General features: G+C 45.6%; 20 protein-coding genes and 1 other annotated feature. All 20 genes read left to right on the forward strand.

Features of this window, described 5'->3' with window-relative positions:
* The first annotated feature begins 52 nt into the window (after positions 1–52).
* The 20 genes from rlmB to rplC all read left to right on the forward strand — a co-directional run bounded on the left by rlmB (position 53) and on the right by rplC (position 20,630).
* Positions 53–799, forward strand: a complete 747-nt coding sequence (gene rlmB, locus A6049_RS25985) for a 23S rRNA (guanosine(2251)-2'-O)-methyltransferase RlmB (protein WP_063567416.1) — start codon at positions 53–55, stop codon at positions 797–799.
* 5 nt (positions 800–804) lie between these two features.
* Entirely contained in the window at positions 805–1,326 is a 522-nt protein-coding gene (locus A6049_RS25990; RefSeq protein WP_063567417.1) for an NYN domain-containing protein, read from the forward strand.
* A 171-nt stretch (positions 1,327–1,497) separates the two neighbouring features.
* The gene (gene sigH, locus A6049_RS25995; protein ID WP_024633601.1) at positions 1,498–2,142 is read left to right on the forward strand and encodes an RNA polymerase sporulation sigma factor SigH; all 645 of its coding nucleotides are present in this window, start codon (positions 1,498–1,500) and stop codon (positions 2,140–2,142) included.
* A gap of 304 nt (positions 2,143–2,446) precedes the next feature.
* Positions 2,447–2,596: a 50S ribosomal protein L33 gene (gene rpmG, locus A6049_RS32725; RefSeq protein WP_072735843.1), complete on the forward strand. Its 150-nt coding sequence runs from the start codon at positions 2,447–2,449 to the stop codon at positions 2,594–2,596.
* Between the two features lie 21 nt (positions 2,597–2,617).
* Positions 2,618–2,809 carry a preprotein translocase subunit SecE gene (gene secE / locus A6049_RS26000; protein WP_053779219.1) on the forward strand — a complete coding sequence of 64 codons (192 nt, stop codon included), beginning with the start codon at positions 2,618–2,620 and terminating at the stop codon, positions 2,807–2,809.
* Between the two features lie 22 nt (positions 2,810–2,831).
* Positions 2,832–3,365: a transcription termination/antitermination protein NusG gene (gene nusG, locus A6049_RS26005; RefSeq protein WP_024633599.1), complete on the forward strand. Its 534-nt coding sequence runs from the start codon at positions 2,832–2,834 to the stop codon at positions 3,363–3,365.
* A gap of 68 nt (positions 3,366–3,433) precedes the next feature.
* The gene (rplK, locus tag A6049_RS26010) at positions 3,434–3,859 is read left to right on the forward strand and encodes a 50S ribosomal protein L11 (protein WP_024633598.1); all 426 of its coding nucleotides are present in this window, start codon (positions 3,434–3,436) and stop codon (positions 3,857–3,859) included.
* A 95-nt stretch (positions 3,860–3,954) separates the two neighbouring features.
* On the forward strand, positions 3,955–4,647 hold the full coding sequence (rplA, locus tag A6049_RS26015; RefSeq protein WP_063567418.1) for a 50S ribosomal protein L1: 693 nt from the start codon (positions 3,955–3,957) through the stop codon (positions 4,645–4,647).
* Between the two features lie 67 nt (positions 4,648–4,714).
* Positions 4,715–4,863 (forward strand) — a sequence feature (ribosomal protein L10 leader region).
* Between the two features lie 23 nt (positions 4,864–4,886).
* Entirely contained in the window at positions 4,887–5,390 is a 504-nt protein-coding gene (rplJ, locus tag A6049_RS26020; RefSeq protein WP_063567419.1) for a 50S ribosomal protein L10, read from the forward strand.
* A gap of 73 nt (positions 5,391–5,463) precedes the next feature.
* Positions 5,464–5,826, forward strand: a complete 363-nt coding sequence (gene rplL, locus A6049_RS26025) for a 50S ribosomal protein L7/L12 (RefSeq protein WP_063567420.1) — start codon at positions 5,464–5,466, stop codon at positions 5,824–5,826.
* A gap of 96 nt (positions 5,827–5,922) precedes the next feature.
* Complete coding sequence (locus tag A6049_RS26030) at positions 5,923–6,540, forward strand: class I SAM-dependent methyltransferase (RefSeq protein ID WP_063567421.1); 618 nt, start codon at positions 5,923–5,925, stop codon at positions 6,538–6,540.
* 392 nt (positions 6,541–6,932) lie between these two features.
* Positions 6,933–10,478 (forward strand): DNA-directed RNA polymerase subunit beta, encoded by a 3,546-nt coding sequence (rpoB, locus tag A6049_RS26035; protein WP_063567422.1) that lies wholly within the window; start codon positions 6,933–6,935, stop codon positions 10,476–10,478.
* Positions 10,479–10,590: 112 nt separating this feature from the next.
* A complete protein-coding gene (gene rpoC, locus A6049_RS26040) occupies positions 10,591–14,205 on the forward strand; it encodes a DNA-directed RNA polymerase subunit beta' (protein WP_063567423.1) in 3,615 nt (1,204 codons plus the stop codon).
* Between the two features lie 214 nt (positions 14,206–14,419).
* Positions 14,420–14,668 carry a ribosomal L7Ae/L30e/S12e/Gadd45 family protein gene (locus A6049_RS26045; RefSeq protein ID WP_024633591.1) on the forward strand — a complete coding sequence of 83 codons (249 nt, stop codon included), beginning with the start codon at positions 14,420–14,422 and terminating at the stop codon, positions 14,666–14,668.
* A gap of 152 nt (positions 14,669–14,820) precedes the next feature.
* Positions 14,821–15,243: a 30S ribosomal protein S12 gene (gene rpsL, locus A6049_RS26050; RefSeq protein WP_056697677.1), complete on the forward strand. Its 423-nt coding sequence runs from the start codon at positions 14,821–14,823 to the stop codon at positions 15,241–15,243.
* Between the two features lie 87 nt (positions 15,244–15,330).
* Entirely contained in the window at positions 15,331–15,801 is a 471-nt protein-coding gene (gene rpsG, locus A6049_RS26055) for a 30S ribosomal protein S7 (RefSeq protein WP_024633590.1), read from the forward strand.
* Between the two features lie 47 nt (positions 15,802–15,848).
* Positions 15,849–17,927, forward strand: a complete 2,079-nt coding sequence (gene fusA, locus A6049_RS26060; RefSeq protein WP_063567424.1) for an elongation factor G — start codon at positions 15,849–15,851, stop codon at positions 17,925–17,927.
* Positions 17,928–18,024: 97 nt separating this feature from the next.
* A complete protein-coding gene (gene tuf / locus A6049_RS26065; RefSeq protein ID WP_024633588.1) occupies positions 18,025–19,215 on the forward strand; it encodes an elongation factor Tu in 1,191 nt (396 codons plus the stop codon).
* Positions 19,216–19,651: 436 nt separating this feature from the next.
* Positions 19,652–19,960, forward strand: a complete 309-nt coding sequence (gene rpsJ / locus A6049_RS26070; protein ID WP_017692074.1) for a 30S ribosomal protein S10 — start codon at positions 19,652–19,654, stop codon at positions 19,958–19,960.
* Between the two features lie 46 nt (positions 19,961–20,006).
* Positions 20,007–20,630: a 50S ribosomal protein L3 gene (gene rplC, locus A6049_RS26075; protein WP_024633587.1), complete on the forward strand. Its 624-nt coding sequence runs from the start codon at positions 20,007–20,009 to the stop codon at positions 20,628–20,630.
* The last annotated feature ends 1 nt before the right edge of the window (position 20,631 follow it).

A 20,631-nucleotide genomic window follows, 5' to 3' on the forward strand; every position in this document is an offset into this window, starting at 1 on the left:
GCCAATTAGGGTGCAGTAAATCACAGGGCGTTATAGAGAGGATCGAACAAAGATGGAAGAAGAATGGATCGCCGGTAAGCATTCCGTAACGGAGGCGCTGCGTTCAGGCCGGACCATTAATAAAATATGGATTGCAGATACAGCGCAAAAACATTTGACGCAGCCTATTATCGCTGAAGCAAAAAAATTAGGTGTTGTCATTCAGCACGTAGACAAGCGTAAACTGGATCAAACAGTTCCGGGCATTCAACACCAGGGTGTGATGGCGCAAGCGGCTCCTTACGCTTATGTAGAGGTTGAAGACATTCTTGCTGCAGCGGCTGCTAAAAATGAACATCCATTTTTGATTTTGCTGGATGAGATCGAAGATCCACATAATCTTGGATCAATTTTGCGGACGGCCGACTGCACAGGTGCACATGGTGTCATTGTACCTAAACGGCGCTCAGCTGCAGTTACAGTGACTGTATCCAAAACTTCAGCAGGTGCGGTGGAGTATGTGCCAGTGGCTCGTGTAAGCAATCTGGGTCAAACCATTGACCGTCTCAAGGAAGAGGGCGTATGGGTCGTAGGCACAGATGTTGCTGCTCAGGAGAGCGTGTTTGGTAACGGCGTCTTTACAGGCCCGGTAGCCCTCGTGATCGGAAACGAAAACAAGGGAATGGGACGACTCATTCGTGAGAAATGCGATGTATTGATCAAATTGCCGATGCAAGGTCAGATTAATTCCCTGAATGCTTCCGTGGCAGCGGGTGTTGTCATGTATGAAGTGCTCCGCTCGCGCCAAGCGCAGGACTAGAAGATATGGCTGATTCCCGTGATGTGCTTCTTGTAGACGGGTACAACATGATTGGTGACTGGCCGGAGCTATCCAGATTGGCGGAGAGTGGATTGGAGGAGGCCCGCAACAGGCTTCTCTCTCGACTAGCCGACTATCAGGCATTCTCCGGCTTGAGAGTCATTGTTGTTTTTGACGCCTACCTCGTGCCTGGACTCGGTAAATCCTTTACACAGAGCAAAGTGCAGATCTTTTTTACAAAGGAAAAAGAGACGGCAGACGAATGCATTGAGAGACTCGTTCGGGAACTAAGCACGCGAAGACGCCAAATCTATGTGGCTACAAGCGATATGGTAGAGCAGCATGTCATTTTTGGACAGGGAGCTCTGCGTGTATCCGCAAGGGAATTGCTGATCGAAGTAGAGCAGAACGAAAAAGAGTTACAGAAACGTTTGGAAGAAGATCAAGCTAAAGCAACGCGAAATACACTCGGCGGGAAGTTAAGTCCGGATGTTTTGAAGCAGTTTGAGCGGTGGCGCCGGGAATAATAGCACGGTTTTACAAAAATTAGAATTTTGAAACTCTTGACAATTATGTTATTGATGTTCTTTTTTAGGCAGAGCGTGGTTGACGGTGTGAGGTACCATCATATATACTGATCCTATATTTCATAGAGTAGAGTAACGGGGTACCTTGCGTTGCAGCCGGAGGGATTGTCTGTGAGTGTCGACCTCAAAGATATCATGTTATCCAAGTATGATTACCAAAGTGACGAAGACATTGTCGAAGCGGTCCGTGAAGGTGAAAGCGAAGCGCTGGAGTTTTTGATTAACAAATATCGTAACTTTGTACGCGCCAAGGCAAGATCTTATTTTCTGATTGGGGCTGACCGGGAAGATATCATTCAAGAAGGAATGATTGGACTCTATAAATCCATTAGGGATTTCAAAGGGGACAAGCTCGCTTCTTTCAAAGCCTTCGCCGAGTTGTGTATTACACGACAGATTATTACGGCAATCAAGACAGCAACACGTCAGAAGCATATTCCGCTTAATTCTTATGTATCACTGGACAAACCTATTTATGACGAAGAGTCCGATCGTACGTTACTCGATGTGATTTGTGGAACACAGGTCAGCGATCCGGAAGAACTTATCATCAATCAGGAAGAGTTTGTGGGCCTGGAAGATAAGATGTCTGAGATTCTGAGTGATCTGGAACGTAAAGTATTGATGTTGTATCTGGATGGGAGATCTTATCAAGAGATTGCAGTGGATTTGGACAGGCATGTAAAGTCCATTGATAATGCACTTCAGCGCGTGAAGCGTAAACTTGAAAAGTACCTGGAAGTTCGAGATAATTGAACACATGTTGTCGTTGACGGAAAAGGCTCGGGGTTTGAGTCTTTTTTTGCTGCCTCAAGTTTATAAAGTTAAAGAATGATTATACTAGTAATCGCTTGGTCCATGCAGGAGAAGAGAAAAACAGAGATGAGAAACTGAATGTGTTTGATAGGAACTTTTTACCCATTGATGAAAGGCTATTCTTTCATTGACATGGTTATACCCTTATGATAAAGTGTTTTAGGTAGGCCTAAATTCGCGGCTTTTTTTTAGGATTAATTTAGAGACTCCGCTTGAATGTGGAAGTCTTCGGGAGGTGTACATCATGCGGGTAATTATTACTTTGGCTTGTACAAACTGCAAACAAAGAAATTACACTACGACAAAAAACAAGCGTAATCACCCCGACCGCATGGAGATGAAGAAATTTTGCAAGTTTTGTAACGAGCAGACTTCTCATCGCGAAACCAGATAGTTTTTTGGAGGTGTAGTCGGCGTGAAACGTAGTTTCAAATCTCTGATTTCCTTTTTCTCTGAAAGCTGGGCTGAACTTAAAAAAGTTCGCTGGCCTAATCGTAAAGAGCTGACCAACTACACATTGATCGTTCTTGGTACTGTTGTGGTTATGACGCTGTTTTTTTGGGTCATTGATATCGGCATCTCCGCTGTGATCGAAGCGATTATTTAAGAAGGGTCCCAGGTGGCTTGATATGGAAAAAAGATGGTACGTCGTTCATACCTATTCAGGGTATGAGAATAAGGTCAAAGCCAATTTGGAAAAACGCGTAGAGTCCATGGGCATGGAAGACAAGATTTTCCGCGTTCTTGTTCCTATGGAAGAAGAAGTGGTAAACAAAGACGGTAAGAAAAAAACCGTTATGCGTAAAGTTTACCCCGGATATGTCTTGGTGGAAATGGTCCAGACGGATGACTCTTGGTATGTTGTTCGCAACACACCAGGTGTTACGGGATTTGTCGGTTCGACAGGTTCCGGGTCCAAACCAACAGCCTTGCTGCCTGAAGAAGTGGAACAAATTCTGAAGCACATGGGCATGGTTGAGCCGAAGCCTAAAATTGAATTCGATATTAAGGAATCCGTACGTATTAAAGTTGGTCCTTTTGCGAATTTTGTGGGCTCCGTGGAAGAAATCTTGGTAGACAAAAGCAAGTTGAAAGTGCACGTGAACATGTTTGGACGGGAAACACCGCTTGAGTTGGAATACACGCAAGTGGAGAAGATATAGTCTCTTCAAGTTTCTTGTGGGAGGGCTGAGAGGCCCGTTAACCACTATTTTGCAAGGAGGTGTCAATCATGGCAAAAAAGGTAATCAAAATGGTAAAACTGCAAATTCCAGCAGGTAAAGCGAATCCAGCGCCGCCGGTAGGTCCAGCTTTGGGTCAAGCAGGTGTCAACATCATGGCATTCTGTAAAGAGTTCAACGCTCGTACAGCCGATCAAGCGGGATTGATTATTCCTGTTGAAATCACAGTATTCGAAGACCGTTCCTTTACTTTCATTACTAAAACTCCACCAGCAGCAGTTCTGTTGAAAGTGGCAGCTAAAGTAGAAAAAGGATCCGGCGAACCGAACAAGAAAAAAGTCGCTACCGTTAAACGTGATGCGGTACGTCAAATCGCGGAACAAAAAATGCCTGACCTGAATGCTGCTGACGTTGAGTCTGCAATGCGTATGGTCGAAGGTACTGCCCGCAGCATGGGTATCACCATCGAAGACTAATTTTTCATCTGAAACATGGCTTCGTAAAGCCGGCCGATTCGCGGCCGGTTGATGTGGGAGGTATATCCGCTAACACCACAAAGGAGGAATATAACATGGCTAAACACGGTAAAAAATACCTGGAAGCTGCTAAGCTGATTGACAGCGAAGCAACTTACGAGCCTTCAGAAGCTGTAGAGCTTGTGAAAAAGGCAGCCACTGCAAAATTTGATGAAACTATCGAAGCAGCAGTACGCTTGGGCGTTGACCCACGTAAACAAGACCAGGCAGTACGTGGTGTTGTTGTCTTGCCACACGGCACAGGTAAAACACAACGCGTATTGGTATTTGCAAAAGGTGACAAAGCGAAAGAAGCGGAAGCGGCTGGCGCGGACTATGTTGGTGATGCAGACATGATCAACAAAATCCAACAAGGCTGGTTCGAATTCGACGTCTGCGTAGCGACACCAGACATGATGAGTGAAGTAGGTAAATTGGGCCGACTGCTCGGCGGTAAAGGTCTGATGCCTAACCCTAAAGCCGGAACGGTAACTTTCGATGTATCCAAGGCTGTTCAAGAAATTAAAGCCGGTAAAATCGAATATCGTCTGGATCGTGCAGGTCAAATTCATGCACCGATCGGTAAAGCTTCTTTCTCGACAGAGCAATTGAATGAGAACCTTAAAGCTCTCATGGACGCTTTGACTCGTGCTAAACCGGCGGCAGCAAAAGGTGTTTATCTGAAGAATGTAAGTCTTTCTTCCACGATGGGCCCTGGCGCACGCGTGAACGCAGCATCTTTTAGATAATATCGCTTGACAGGCTTGTCCTGTTCTGATATTCTATAAAAGTTGTGAGTCCGAGTGACTGACCGTTGACATTTGAATATGCTTGCCGTAGACAGTAGGTGCCATTTTGGCTTAATTTCCTGCCGAGGTGTGATTATAGAACTTAGAACGATGAAAATCGGTTATGAGTATATATCAAGCCTTCGTGATTCTACGGAGGCTTTTCTTAATGGGATAAATTTGATCAGGAGGTGTACAGTTTGGCAAACGCAAAAGTGATTCAAGCAAAACAAGAATCCGTTGATGCAGTAACAGCAAAATTGCGCGAGAGCGTTACTAGTGTTGTTGTTGACTATCGCGGTTTGAACGTTGCCCAAGTAACTGAGCTGCGTAAGCAGCTTCGTGAAGCCGGAATCGAATTCCAAGTGCTGAAAAACTCGTTGCTTCGCCGCGCAGCAGCTGCAGCAGAACTGACAGAACTTAACGAAGTACTGACAGGTCCTAGTGCAATTGCATTCAGCGTAGACGACGTAGTGGCTCCAGCCAAAATTCTGAACGACTTCGCGAAAAAGAACGATGCACTGGAATTGAAAGGTGCAGTTGTAGAAGGTCGTGTAATTGGAGTACAAGAAGTCAAAGCGTTGGCAGAATTGCCATCACGCGAAGGTCTCCTTTCCATGCTCCTCAGCGTGCTTCAAGCGCCAGTGCGCAACTTCGCGCTTGCGGTTAAAGCTGTTGCTGAAAAAGAAGAACAAGGCGCGTAAGCAACTTGATCTGAATGCTGCTTAGGCAGTGATGAAATACAAAAAAAATAATATTATATATGGAGGTTCAATCATGAGTAAAGAGCAAATCTTGGAAGCAATCAAAGGCATGACTGTACTGGAATTGAATGATCTCGTTAAAGCAATCGAAGAAGAATTCGGCGTAACTGCTGCAGCTCCAGTAGCTGCTGCAGGTGGCGGAGCTGCTGCAGCTGAAGCTGAGCAATCCGAGTTCGACGTAATCTTGACTAGCGCTGGTGCTTCCAAAATCAACGTTATCAAAGCAGTTCGCGAAATCACAGGTCTTGGCCTGAAAGAAGCGAAAGAAGTAGTTGACAATGCTCCAAAAGCATTGAAAGAAAAAGTTAGCAAAGAAGAAGCAGAAACGGTTAAAGCTAAGCTTGAAGAAGCAGGCGCTTCAATCGAAGTTAAATAATTTAGCTTTCATTAGCTAGATGAACAAAACAACAAACCCCTTGACTTATATCAAGGGGTTTGTTGCTGTAATTGTAAAAGGAAAGTGAGTGAGGACATGTCCAATCATTATTATTCGGACAAACCGCAGGTGGCACATGACAGACGGGCTACAGAAGCGGAGCTACGCGGATGGAAATTACGACTCGTTACGGATGCAGGGGTATTTTCCAAAAACGGAATCGATTACGGCAGCAGAGTGTTGATTGATGCTATAGAGTTGCCTGCTGGAGCTCATGTACTGGATGTGGGCTGCGGGTATGGACCTATTGGTCTTACAGCAGCTAAACTTGTACCGGATGGACATGTCACCATGATCGATATCAATGAGAGAGCGGTTGAGCTTTCCAGGGAAAATGCAAAAGCGAACGGCATAACGAATGTAACGGTTATGCAAAGTAATCTTCTGGCTGAAGTTAAAAAGGAAGACTTTGACGCGATTCTGACCAATCCTCCGATCCGTGCCGGTAAGGAAACCGTGCATACGATCTTTGAACAGGCATATCGTCATTTGAAGATGGGCGGAGCGTTATGGATTGTCATTCAGAAAAAGCAGGGGGCACCTTCGGCAAAAGCGAAGCTGGAATCTCTCTTTGGACGAGTGGAGGAAGTAACGAAGGATAAAGGCTACCGAATTTTCAAAGCGGTAAAATTGGAAGAGGCGCCTTTAGGCTAAATCCTAATTTGTAAAGTAAGCAGGGTGGCATTTTTTTTGCAATAGGACTATTGACTTGAAATTCAGGTCGTGGTATTATTGTAAAATGTCAGTATTAAGATGCCCTATTTGGCTTTAGCTAACTAAAAATGTCAACCTTTTTTACGCCGAACGGGCTTATTATGCCTACGTTTGGCGTATAATATGTACATTTTGGGCAAACTGGGGATAAGTATGATTTGGAAAGACATCCGCCGATCAAAGTTGCTCTTTTTTCGAACGACATTCGAGTAAGGGCTTTTCTTTATTTGTGGATGCATTGCTTTGCTCTGTATGTGTACCATTATAAGGTTACAAACAGAGGTTCGCAACGAAATTTTTAAAGTGAGTAGACATTGAGGGGTGAGTTTAAGTTGGCAGGACATCTTGTTCAATATGGTCGACGCACTCGGCGCAGTTATGCACGAATTAACGAGATACTCGAAGTTCCGAACCTGATTGAGATCCAACAAAAATCTTACGATTGGTTTTTGGAGGAAGGGTTGCGCGAAATGTTCCAGGATATCTCGCCGATCCAGGATTTTACAGGTAACTTAATTTTGGAATTTATCGATTACAGTCTCGGTGAACCGAAGTATACAGTAGACGACGCGAAAGAGCGTGACGTTACTTATGCAGCACCGCTTCGGGTCAAAGTCCGGCTCATTAATAAGGAAACCGGCGAAGTCAAAGAGCAGGAAGTATTCATGGGAGATTTCCCGCTGATGACCGACACCGGCACATTTATTATTAATGGTGCGGAACGGGTTATTGTCAGCCAGTTGGTTCGCTCTCCTAGCGTTTACTTCAGTACCAAAGTAGATAAAAACGCCAAAAAAACGTATACCGCTACAGTTATTCCTAACCGCGGCGCTTGGCTCGAACTGGAGATGGACGCGAAGGATGTTGTTTACGTCCGGATCGACCGCACACGTAAAATACCGGTGACGGTTCTCCTGCGTGCACTTGGTTTTGGCACAGACGCTGAGATTCTGGATCTGCTCGGTAATGACGAATATATTCGCAATACGCTGGACAAAGACAATACGGATTCCACGGAGAAAGCGCTGATTGAAATTTATGAGCGTCTTCGTCCGGGCGAGCCACCAACGCTGGATAATGCGAAAAGCTTGCTCGTAGCGCGTTTCTTTGATCCAAAACGTTATGACCTGGCTAATGTGGGTCGTTACAAAATCAACAAAAAGCTTCACATCAAGAACCGTTTATTCAACCAACGTTTGGCTGAGTCTCTTGTGGACACCGAAACTGGTGAAATCATCGCTGAAGCAGGTCAAATGATAGACCGTCGTCTGTTGGATGAAATCATGCCGCAATTGGAGAAGAGCGTTGGTTTCCGCACATATCACGTCGCTAATGGCGTTTTGGATGCCAATGATATCCCGATGCAAACAATTGATGTATTTTCACCGATTGAGGATGGTAAGGTCGTTAAACTGATTGCCAATGCTAACATTGATAAATCAGTGAAGAACGTTACACCAGCTGATATCATTTCCTCTATCAGTTACTTCATTAACCTTCTGCATGGCATCGGAAGCACAGATGATATCGATCACCTGGGTAACCGTCGTCTCCGCTCGGTTGGTGAACTCTTGCAAAACCAATTCCGTATCGGTTTATCCCGTATGGAACGTGTGGTTCGTGAGAGAATGTCCATTCAGGATGCTAACGTAATCACGCCTCAGGCTTTGATTAACATACGTCCTGTTATCGCATCCATTAAAGAGTTCTTCGGTAGCTCCCAATTGTCGCAGTTTATGGATCAAACAAACCCACTGGGTGAGTTGACACATAAACGCCGTCTGTCCGCACTCGGACCGGGTGGTTTGACACGTGAGCGTGCCGGCATGGAAGTCCGTGACGTGCATCCATCCCACTATGGCCGGATGTGTCCAATCGAGACACCAGAGGGACCAAACATTGGTTTGATCAACTCCTTGTCGACATTTGCCCGTGTGAACGAATATGGATTCATTGAAGCACCTTATCGCTGGGTAGATCCGAAGACTGGTGTCGTAACCGAGCAAATCGATTACCTGACAGCAGACGAAGAGGACAACTATGTAATTGCTCAAGCGAATGCGAAGCTGAATGAAGACAGTACTTTTGCTGAAGAAGCGATCATTGTACGTTACAACAAACAGTCGGATAACATCCTTACGATGCCGAGTGAACGTGTTGACTACATGGACGTATCTCCTAAGCAAGTTGTATCTGTCGCTACAGCGCTCATTCCGTTCCTTGAGAACGATGACTCCAACCGTGCGCTCATGGGATCGAACATGCAGCGGCAAGCCGTTCCACTCTTGATTCCTAAAGCTCCGCTGGTCGGAACAGGTATGGAACATAAAGCCGCGAAAGATTCCGGTGTATGTATTGTCTCCAAATATGACGGGATTATTGAACGTTCTTCTGCGAATGAGATTTGGTTGCGTCGTATTGAAGAAGTTGATGGTCAAGAAGTCAAAGGCGATATCGTTAAATATAAATTACACAAATTTATGCGTTCGAACCAAGGAACATGCATTAACCAACGTCCGATTGTCAAAAGAGGTGCTGTTGTCAAAGCTGGCGACATCCTTGCAGACGGTCCTTCGACGGAAATGGGTGAATTGGCACTGGGACGCAACGTAGTGGTTGCCTTCATGACTTGGGAAGGTTACAACTACGAGGATGCGATCTTGCTCAGCGAAAAACTCGTTAAAGAAGATGTGTATACATCCATTCATATCGAGGAATATGAGTCTGAAGCACGTGATACTAAGCTCGGACCTGAAGAGATCACACGTGATATCCCGAACGTAGGGGAAGAAGCGCTGCGTAATCTGGATGAGCGTGGTATTATCCGTATCGGTGCTGAAATCAGTGCTGGTGACATTCTGGTTGGTAAAGTAACACCAAAAGGTGTAACGGAACTGACTGCAGAGGAACGTCTCCTGCATGCGATCTTCGGTGAGAAAGCGCGTGAAGTACGTGATACTTCCCTGCGTGTACCTCACGGTACTGACGGTATCGTAGTTGATGTAAAAGTCTTTACCCGTGAAAACGGTGATGAACTGCCTCCAGGTGTTAACCAACTCGTTCGTGTCTATATCGCTCAAAAACGGAAAATTTCCGAGGGTGATAAAATGGCCGGACGTCACGGTAACAAAGGGGTCGTAGCCCGTATCCTACCGGAAGAAGATATGCCTTTCCTGCCGGACGGAACACCAGTTCAAATCGTTCTTAACCCACTGGGCGTACCTTCCCGGATGAATATCGGTCAAGTACTCGAGGTTCACTTGGGTATGGCGGCGATGCAACTGGGTATTCACGTAGCAACTCCTGTATTCGACGGAGCGAAGGAGTATGATGTCTTCGATACGATGGAAGAAGCAGGTATGCAGCGGAATGGTAAAACTGTCCTGTATGATGGTCGTACAGGTGAAGAGTTTGAACGTGAAGTTACCGTAGGTGTCATGCACATGATCAAATTGGCACACATGGTTGATGATAAAATCCATGCCCGTTCCACGGGTCCTTACTCACTTGTTACGCAACAGCCATTGGGTGGTAAAGCCCAATTTGGTGGACAGCGTTTCGGGGAGATGGAAGTATGGGCGCTTGAGGCATACGGTGCTGCTTATACACTGCAAGAAATCTTGACTGTTAAGTCCGATGATGTTGTAGGTCGGGTGAAAACGTATGAATCCATCGTCAAAGGCGAGAATGTTCCTGAACCAGGTGTTCCTGAATCATTCAAAGTATTGATCAAAGAGCTGCAAAGCTTGGGTATGGACGTTAAGATTTTGAGCGAAGATGAGCAAGAGATTGAAATGAAAGAAATGGACGATGAAGATGACGCTGCGAGCGATAAGCTCAGCCTCAACCTTGAGGGTACAGAGGTCGGAGCGGAGTAACCGCTTCGGGCGCATGATGACCGGCGTTTTTCATCAGGCTCGCGTCTTGCTCCGGCTTCGGCCGGAGGGGGCGTAACCTAGAATACAGGACTTGGTTAAGGAGGGTTGCTCCTTGTTGGACGTCAACAATTTCGAATACATGAAGATCGGGCTTGCTTCCCCAGAAAAAATTCGTTCTTGGTCCCGCGGAGAAGTGAAAAAACCGGAAACGATCAACTATCGTACGTTGAAACCGGAAAAAGAAGGGCTGTTCTGCGAAAAGATTTTTGGCCCTACAAAAGACTGGGAATGTCATTGCGGTAAATACAAACGCGTGCGTTATAAAGGCGTTGTCTGTGATCGTTGTGGCGTTGAAGTCACACGTGCGAAAGTACGCCGCGAACGGATGGGCCATATTGAGCTCGCTGCTCCGGTATCGCATATCTGGTACTTCAAAGGTATTCCGAGCCGCATGGGTCTCGCTCTGGATATGTCTCCAAGATCTCTCGAGGAGATTATTTATTTTGCATCATATGTAGTAACTGATCCAGGAGAAACTCCACTGGAGAAAAAACAGCTGTTGTCCGAGAAAGAATACCGCAGCTACCGTGAGAAATACGGATATGGATTCCACGCTGGCATGGGTGCAGAGGCGGTTAAAAAACTGCTTCAAGACATTGATGTGGATAAAGAGCTTGAATTCCTGAAGGAAGAGCTCCGCACTGCACAAGGACAACGTCGTAACCGTGCAATCAAACGTCTGGAAGTTATTGAAGCGTTCCGCAACTCGGGTAATAAACCTGAGTGGATGATCATGGATGTACTTCCTGTTATCCCACCGGAACTTCGTCCAATGGTACAGCTGGATGGTGGACGTTTTGCAACGTCTGACCTGAATGACCTGTATCGCCGTGTAATCAACCGGAACAATCGTCTGAAACGTTTGCTTGACTTGGGCGCGCCAGACATTATCGTGCAAAATGAAAAACGGATGCTGCAGGAAGCTGTTGACGCATTGATCGACAACGGCCGTCGTGGACGCCCTGTAACGGGGCCTGGTAACCGTCCTTTGAAATCCCTCAGCCACATGCTGAAAGGTAAACAAGGACGTTTCCGTCAGAACTTGCTCGGTAAACGGGTTGACTATTCCGGTCGTTCCGTTATCGTAGTTGGACCTTACCTGAAAATGTATCAGTGTGGTCTGCCTAAAGATATGGCACTTGAACTGTTCAAGCCTTTTGTTATGAAAGAGCTTGTAAATAAAGGGCTTGCCCACAACATCAAGAGCGCTAAACGTAAAGTTGAGCGTGTAAGTCCTGAAGTATGGGATGTTCTTGAAGAAGTAATTAAGGAGCACCCTGTTCTGCTGAACCGTGCCCCTACACTTCACAGACTCGGTATTCAAGCGTTTGAACCGATTCTCGTTGAAGGTAAAGCGATCCGTCTTCACCCGCTCGTATGTACGGCATACAATGCCGACTTTGACGGTGACCAAATGGCCGTGCACGTTCCATTGTCTGCTGAAGCTCAAGCAGAAGCACGTATCCTGATGCTTGCATCAGGTAACATTTTGAACCCGAAAGACGGTAAACCGGTTGTTACCCCTTCCCAGGATATGGTGCTTGGTTCTTACTACCTGACCATGGACAACAAGGAAGAAAAGGGAACAGGTATGATCTTGCGCACGGTTAACGAAGCTGTATCCGCGTACCAACGTGGTACTGCAGGTTTACATGCACGTGTAGCGATTCCGGTTAGAGCGCTTGGCAAAACAGTCTTCACCGATAAGCAACAAGATGCAATGATGTTGACTACGGTCGGCAAAATCATCTTTAATGAAATCTTCCCGGCAAGCTTCCCTTACATCAATGATGCAACTCGTGCGAACCTCTACCAGGGTACCGCTGAGCATTCATTTGTTTATGAGAAGGGTGCTGACCTTAGAGAAGCGATTATGAACGCTCCTTTGGCTGGTGGTGTCGGTAAAGAATATCTCGGTTCTATCATCGCACGTTGTTTTGAAATTTATCATACAACGGAAACAGCCGTTATTTTGGATAAAATCAAACAACTCGGATTCACATACTCCACTCGCGCTGGTATCACTGTAGCGGTGTCGGATGTTATCGTTCCACCTGAGAAATTTGAAATTCTTAGACAGTCTGAGGAAAAAGCACAAATCGTTACGAACCAATACCGTCGTGGTCTGATTACTAACGAAGAGCGCTATGACCGCATCATTGATATCTGGTCGAAATCGAAAGATGATATCACCGAGATTCTGATGAAATCGATGGATCGCTACAATTCCATCATGATGATGGTTGACTCCAAAGCACGGGGTAACAAATCGCAAATCACCCAATTGGGCGGTATGCGTGGTCTGATGGCCAACCCATCCGGTCGAATCATTGAACTCCCAATCAAATCGAACTTCCGTGAAGGTCTGACGGTACTCGAGTACTTTATCTCGACTCACGGTGCCCGTAAAGGTTTGGCCGATACGGCTCTGCGTACAGCGGATTCAGGTTACCTGACCCGTCGTCTCGTAGACGTGGCACAAGATGTGATCGTGCGTGAAGATGATTGTGGTACAGATAAAGGCTTTACCGTAAGTCGTATCCAGGATGGTAAAGAGGTTATTGAGGATCTCTACGACCGTATTGAAGGCAGATACTGCTTCGAGACTGTTCGTCATCCAGAAACAAAAGAAATTATTGCACACCGTAATGAACTGATTGACTCTGATAAAGCTGAGGCAATCATCGAAGCTGGCGTAACCAAACTACAAATCCGCTCCGTACTTAGCTGCCGTGCACGTCACGGTGTCTGCAAGAAGTGTTATGGTCGCAACTTGGCGACTGGTAAACACGTGGAGATCGGTGAAGCAGTTGGTATTATCGCAGCACAATCCATTGGTGAGCCAGGAACACAGCTGACAATGCGTACATTCCACACCGGTGGTGTAGCCGGAGACGATATTACGCAAGGTTTGCCGCGTATCCAGGAGTTGTTCGAGGCTCGTAATCCTAAGGGTCAAGCAACAATCAGTGAGATCGACGGTGTTGTTAAAGAAATTCGCGAAGCGAAAGATCGTCGCGAAATTGAAATTCAAGGTGAAGCAGAATCCAAAGTTTACTCTGTTACCTACGGTTCTCGTGTACGCGTTAGCGAAGGCATGGAAATTGAAGCAGGCGACGAGTTGACAGATGGTTCTATCGATCCAAAAGAAATGCTGCGCATTAAAGGCGTACGTGGCGTACAGAACTACATTTTGCAGGAAGTACAACGCGTATACCGTAACCAAGGCGTAGAAATCAATGACAAACACGTTGAAGTTATGATCCGTCAAATGTTGCGTAAAATCCGTATCGTCGATGCAGGGGACACTACATTGTTGCCAGGATCGTTCGTGGATACGCATGAGTACGAAAGAGCTAACAAGACAGCGATTCTGAGTGATAAAGAGCCAGCGGTTGCAAAACCAATTTTGCTCGGTATTACGAAAGCATCCCTGGAAACAGACTCCTTCCTCTCGGCGGCTTCGTTCCAAGAGACTACACGTGTACTGACAGATGCAGCGATCAAAGGTAAAGTCGATCAGTTGCTCGGTCTGAAAGAGAATGTAATCATCGGTAAACTGATTCCTGCAGGTACAGGTATGCACCGTTACCGCAGCATCAAATTTGCTGAGCCGGAAGATGGCCAATCTTCGGTAGAAGAACTTGAGCCAGTTTCGGTTGATTAAGATATTTCACTAGATTCATCCTTATTATTAGGGTGAACTAAAGTTTTGTACGCCGGGAGGCGACGGCTGTTTTATACAGAAGGACGTTCCCGGCGAGGCAAAACTTTAAATGAAATATTTTAGGATTAGCATTGACATTGCTTGCGCTAGATGCTAATATATCAAAGGTGCGTGAGTAGCTGATTGTATTTGGTCCTATTCGGAGGAATGAACAATGTCTAATGAAAAAGGTCTGCAAGATGCTCATGTCAAAATAGGTACCAAACAGACCACGCGGATGGTTCAGACAGGTATGGCTTCTGAAGTTTATGTGGCTGAAGATTGTGATCCGCAGCTTACTTCCAAAATCATTGCTTTGTGTGAACAACACAATGTGAAGTGCACGAAAGTGGACACAATGAAAAATCTCGGCAAAGCTTGCGGGATTGGAGTAGGAGCAGCAATGGCTGCTGTCGTAAAATGATACGGTAAGGAACGTTTTTGTCCGAGAACTTTTAGGGATTCTCCAAGGCAAAAACTTTTCATTTGTCTTTTTATGAACCGCCTGGGTCTGTGGACTTAGCGTAAGAGGTTTATAAAGAAACATGAAAAATTGAGGAAGGGGGTGGCAATCACATGCCAACTATTAACCAACTGGTACGTAAAGGACGTCAAGCTAAAGTTGATAAGTCCAAATCACCAGCTTTGCAAAAAGGGTTCAATGCTTTGAAACGTGAATCAACTAACATCAGTGCCCCACAAAAACGTGGTGTCTGCACTCGTGTAGGTACAATGACTCCACGTAAACCAAACTCTGCACTTCGTAAGTATGCCCGTGTTCGTTTGACAAACCGTCTCGAGGTAACTGCTTATATCCCGGGTATCGGACATAACCTTCAAGAGCACAGTGTTGTGTTGATCCGTGGAGGTAAAGTTAAAGACCTTGCAGGGGTTCGTTATCACATCGTTCGCGGAGCTCTTGATACTGCAGGCGTGAACAACCGTATGCAAGCTCGTTCGAAATACGGTGCTAAACGTCCAAAAGCTAAAAAAGCCTAAAATATTATAAGTAGCAGTCCTGAATATCTTCTGGGTTAATCCCAGGAGGTGTAGGATGTGCTCATGAAGAAAGAAAGGGGGATATCCATGCCACGCAAAGGTCCAGTTACGAAAAGAGACGTGTTGCCAGATCCGGTATACAGCAGCAAGCTGGTTACTCGTTTGATCAATCGCATCATGCTCGACGGAAAACGCGGTGTTGCTCAAAGCATTCTGTATAATGCGTTTAAGTTGATTCAAGAACGTACGGGTAATGACCCTATGGAAGTATTTGAAGCAGCAATCAAAAATATCATGCCAGTCCTGGAAGTTAAAGCTCGCCGTGTCGGCGGTGCCAACTACCAAGTACCAATCGAGGTAAAACCAGAGAGACGTACTGCTTTGGGATTACGTTGGCTCGTGAACTACTCCCGCAACCGCGGTGAGAAAACAATGGAAGAGCGTTTGGCGGCTGAGATCATCGACGCTTCCAACAACACAGGCGCTTCCGTTAAAAAACGTGAAGATACGCATAAAATGGCTGAAGCGAACAAAGCGTTTGCTCACTACCGTTGGTAGGATTCGGTTCACAATAATAACTTCAATTTTGAAGGGAGACCCATTTCATGGCAAGAGAGTTCTCCTTGAAAAATACACGTAATATCGGGATCATGGCTCATATTGATGCGGGTAAAACCACGACAACTGAGCGGATCTTGTTCTACACAGGACGTACGCACAAAATCGGTGAAGTACACGAAGGCGCTGCGACAATGGACTGGATGGAACAGGAACAGGAGCGCGGAATTACAATTACTTCCGCTGCGACTACCGCTGCTTGGAAAGGCCACCGCGTTAACATCATTGATACCCCGGGACACGTTGACTTCACTGTTGAAGTTGAACGTTCCCTTCGTGTATTGGACGGAGCAGTTGGTGTATTCAGTGCGAAAGAAGGCGTTGAGCCTCAGTCCGAAACCGTATGGAGACAGGCTGACAAGTACGGCGTACCTCGTATCGCTTATGTAAACAAAATGGATATCATCGGTGCTGACTTCCTGAACGTTGTATCTGACATGCGTGATCGCCTTCAAGCGAACGCAGTTGCGATTCAACTTCCTATCGGCGCTGAAAATGATTTCAAAGGTATCATTGATATCGTTGCACAAAAGGCTCATATGTACAAAGATGACCTTGGACAAGATATCGAAGAAACCGAAATTCCTGCGGAATTTGTTGAGCAAGTTGCAGAACTCCGTAACGAATTGGTTGAGCGTGTTGCAGAACTCGACGAAGATTTGACAATGAAATACCTGGAAGGCGAAGAGATCACTATTGATGAGATCAAAGCGGCCCTCCGTAAAGGTGTTGTTGATGTTAAGATCTTCCCGGTTATCTGTGGATCCTCGTATCGTAACAAAGGTGTTCAACTCATGTTGGATGCTGTTATCGACTACTTGCCGGCTCCAACAGACGTTCCATCTATCACTGGTCATCTTGAAGATGGAACTGAAGCAATTCGTAAGTCATCCGATGAAGAGCCTTTCTCCGCATTGGCATTCAAAATCATGACTGACCCTTACGTTGGTAAATTGACATTCTTCCGCGTATACTCCGGTGTTCTTCAATCCGGATCTTACGTATTGAATGCAACTAAAAACAAACGTGAGCGTATCGGTCGTATCCTTCAAATGCATGCAAACAGCCGTCAAGAAATCACTGAAGTTTACTCCGGTGACATTGCAGCTGCTGTAGGTTTGAAAGATACGGGTACAGGTGATACACTGTGTGATGAGAAAAATCCGGTTATCCTGGAGTCAATGAACTTCCCTGATCCGGTTATCGAAATCGCCGTTGAACCTAAAACCAAAGCTGACCAAGATAAAATGGGTGTTGCTCTCGGTAAGTTGACTGAAGAGGATCCTACTCTTCGTGCTCATACTGATGAAGAAACAGGCCAAACGATCTTGGCAGGTATGGGGGAGCTTCACCTTGATATCATCATTGACCGTATGCGTCGTGAGTTCAAGGTTGAAACTACTGTGGGTAAACCACAAGTAGCTTACCGTGAAACTTTCCGTGCACCAGCGCGTGTTGAAGGTAAATTCGTGCGTCAATCCGGTGGTCGTGGTCAATACGGTCACGTATGGGTTGAGTTCGAACCTCTCGAAGCGGGTACAGGCAGCCAGTTCGAAAGTAAGGTTGTCGGTGGTTCTGTTCCAAGAGAATACATTCAACCAGCTCTTGCAGGTATCGAAGAGCAAATGAAAAACGGCGTTATCGCAGGCTTCCCGCTTGTTGACGTTAAGGCTACAATCGTAGACGGATCTTACCATGATGTCGATTCCAACGAGATGGCATTTAAAATTGCCGGATCGATGGCGCTAAAAGCTGCGAAAGACAAATGTAAGCCGGTTCTGCTTGAGCCAATCATGAAAGTAGAAGTAACCGTTCCAGAAGAGTATATGGGTGACGTTATGGGTATGCTTAACTCCCGTCGTGGCCGCATCGAAGGTATGGATTCCCGTAGTGGAGCCCAAATCATCCGTGCTAAAGTACCTTTGTCTGAAATGTTCGGATACTCTACAACTCTTCGTTCCGGTACTCAAGGACGCGGCGTATTCTCCATGGAGCTTTCTCACTATGAAGAAGTTCCTAAGAGCATCGCTGAAGAGATTGTTGCCAAAACAAAAGGAACCGAGTAGTTTTCTCTCATTGAATGAAAGTGCATAAGAGTCATGTATTCTTTGCACTTCATTTAGTGAAAACATAAAATTATAATTTTAAGGAGGCCACGTTCAAATGGCAAAGGCTAAATACGAACGTAATAAACCCCACGTTAACATTGGTACTATTGGTCACGTCGACCATGGTAAAACAACTCTGACTGCTGCAATCACTACTGTATTGTCTAAAACTTACGGTGGCGCAGCAATTGCATTCGATCAAATCGATAAAGCTCCAGAAGAGCGCGAGCGCGGTATCACAATCTCAACATCACACGTTGAGTATGAAACTGACACTCGTCACTACGCTCACGTAGACTGCCCAGGTCACGCCGACTATGTTAAAAACATGATCACTGGCGCGGCACAAATGGACGGAGCTATCTTGGTAGTATCCGCAGCTGACGGCCCAATGCCACAAACTCGTGAGCACATCTTGCTCTCCCGTCAAGTAGGCGTACCTTACATTGTTGTTTTCTTGAACAAATGTGACATGGTTGAAGACGAAGAGTTGTTGGAATTGGTTGAGATGGAAGTTCGCGACCTTCTTAACGAATATGAGTTCCCAGGTGATGATACTCCAATCACTCGTGGATCCGCTCGTGAAGCTCTGCAAAACCCTGATGGTGAGTGGGCTCAAAAAATCGTTGAGATGTTCAAAGAGATCGATACGTACATCCCATTGCCTGAGCGTCAAACTGACAAACCTTTCTTGATGCCTGTCGAGGACGTATTCTCCATCACTGGTCGTGGTACTGTTGCTACTGGCCGTGTAGAGCGTGGTACTGTTAAAGTCGGCGAAGAGATCGAAATCGTTGGTATTACTGAAGAAACTAAAAAATCCGTAGTTACGGGCGTAGAAATGTTCCGTAAATTGTTGGACTCCGCTCAAGCGGGCGACAACATCGGTGCATTGTTGCGTGGTGTTGATCGTACTCAAATCGAGCGCGGTCAAGTACTTGCAAAACCAGGTTCTGTTAAGCCACACACAGAATTCACTGCACAAATCTACGTTTTGACTAAAGAAGAGGGTGGCCGTCACAAGCCTTTCTTCACTGGATACCGTCCACAGTTCTACTTCCGTACAACTGACGTAACAGGCATCATCAACTTGCCTGAAGGTACTGAAATGGTAATGCCTGGTGATAACATCACGGTTACTGTTTCCTTGATCTCCCCAATCGCGATTGAAGAAGGAACTAAGTTCTCCATTCGTGAAGGCGGACGTACAGTAGGTGCAGGTTCCGTAGCATCGATCCAAAAATAATTCGGCTTAACGCTGAATAAAGCATATGCAACAGTGTACTGGAACGAGTAACATTGTATTGTAACGAAGCTTCGGAAGAGTTCTTTATCCGACATCGGATAAAGAACTCTTTTATTATGTAATAGTTTCGGAACCTGCGTCATACGAAATGAACATCATTTACGAATGTAGATGGATTGGTAAGGCAGCATGAATATTGAAGATAAACACTGCACTAAACGAAGTCATTTCAGCAGAAAAGATAAGTTTAAATGTTTTTCTTAAATATGCTTGCAATACGCCCATCTTTTCTATATAATAATGAATGTTGTTCTGTGACGTTGCGATGATGTGAGAGGTTACTGGCACACCCGGCCCCTTTGCCATGGGACAGTGGCTAGAAAATTTTCACGGAGTATGTCCGATAAAAAATTGGGCGATAGAAGGAGGGACTAAAATGGCAAAGCAAAAAATTCGTATTCGTTTGAAAGCTTACGACCACAGAATTCTTGATCAATCCGCGGAGAAAATTGTTGAAACAGCAAAACGTTCGGGTGCAGGTGTATCCGGTCCGATTCCGCTTCCTACTGAAAAACAAATCATTACTATTCTTCGTGCGGTGCACAAGTACAAGGATTCTCGGGAACAATTCGAACAACGCACACATAAGCGTTTGATCGACATCGTTAACCCGACTCCACAAACTGTGGATGCCTTGATGCGCTTGGATCTGCCGTCCGGTGTAGATATCGAAATTAAATTGTAATACAAGCTACAACAAAGACCATGTATAAAGGAAAAGAGGTGTCAACATGAAAGCAATCTTAGGAAAAAAACTCGGAATGACTCAAGTATTTACACCTGAGGGTAACGTTGTACCAGTAACGGTTATCGAAGCAGGCCCTTGTGTTGTTTTGCAAAAGAAAGACATTGAGAATGATGGCTACGAAGCAATTCAAATCGGTTACTCCGATAAGAAAGAGAAAAATGCTAACAAGCCAGAAGCAGGTCACGCTAAAAAAGCGAACACTGCCCCTAAGCGCTACGTTCGTGAAGTTCGCGGTATCAACATCGCAGAATATGAAGTTGGCCAAGAACTGAAAGCTGACATTTTCGCTGAAGGCGAATTCGTTGACGTAACGGGTATTTCTAAAGGTAAAGGTTTTGCCGGCGTTATCAAACGTTGGGGACAAAGCACTGGACCTATGTCACACGGTTCGCGTTACCACCGTGGCCCTGGTTCAATGGGTTCGATCCAAGCTAACCGCGTTCCTAAAGGCAAACGCCTGCCAGGACACATGGGACATGATACTGTTACAATCCAACGTCTTGAAGTAGTTAAAGTAGACGCTGAACGTAATGTGTTGCTCGTGAAAGGTTCCATTCCTGGACCGAAAAACAGTCTCATTAAAGTTAAAGAAACAGTGAAAAAATAAC

Origin of the sequence: Paenibacillus sp. O199, from assembly GCF_001636635.1 — a bacterium.
Lineage (GTDB): Bacteria > Bacillota > Bacilli > Paenibacillales > Paenibacillaceae > Paenibacillus > Paenibacillus marchantiae.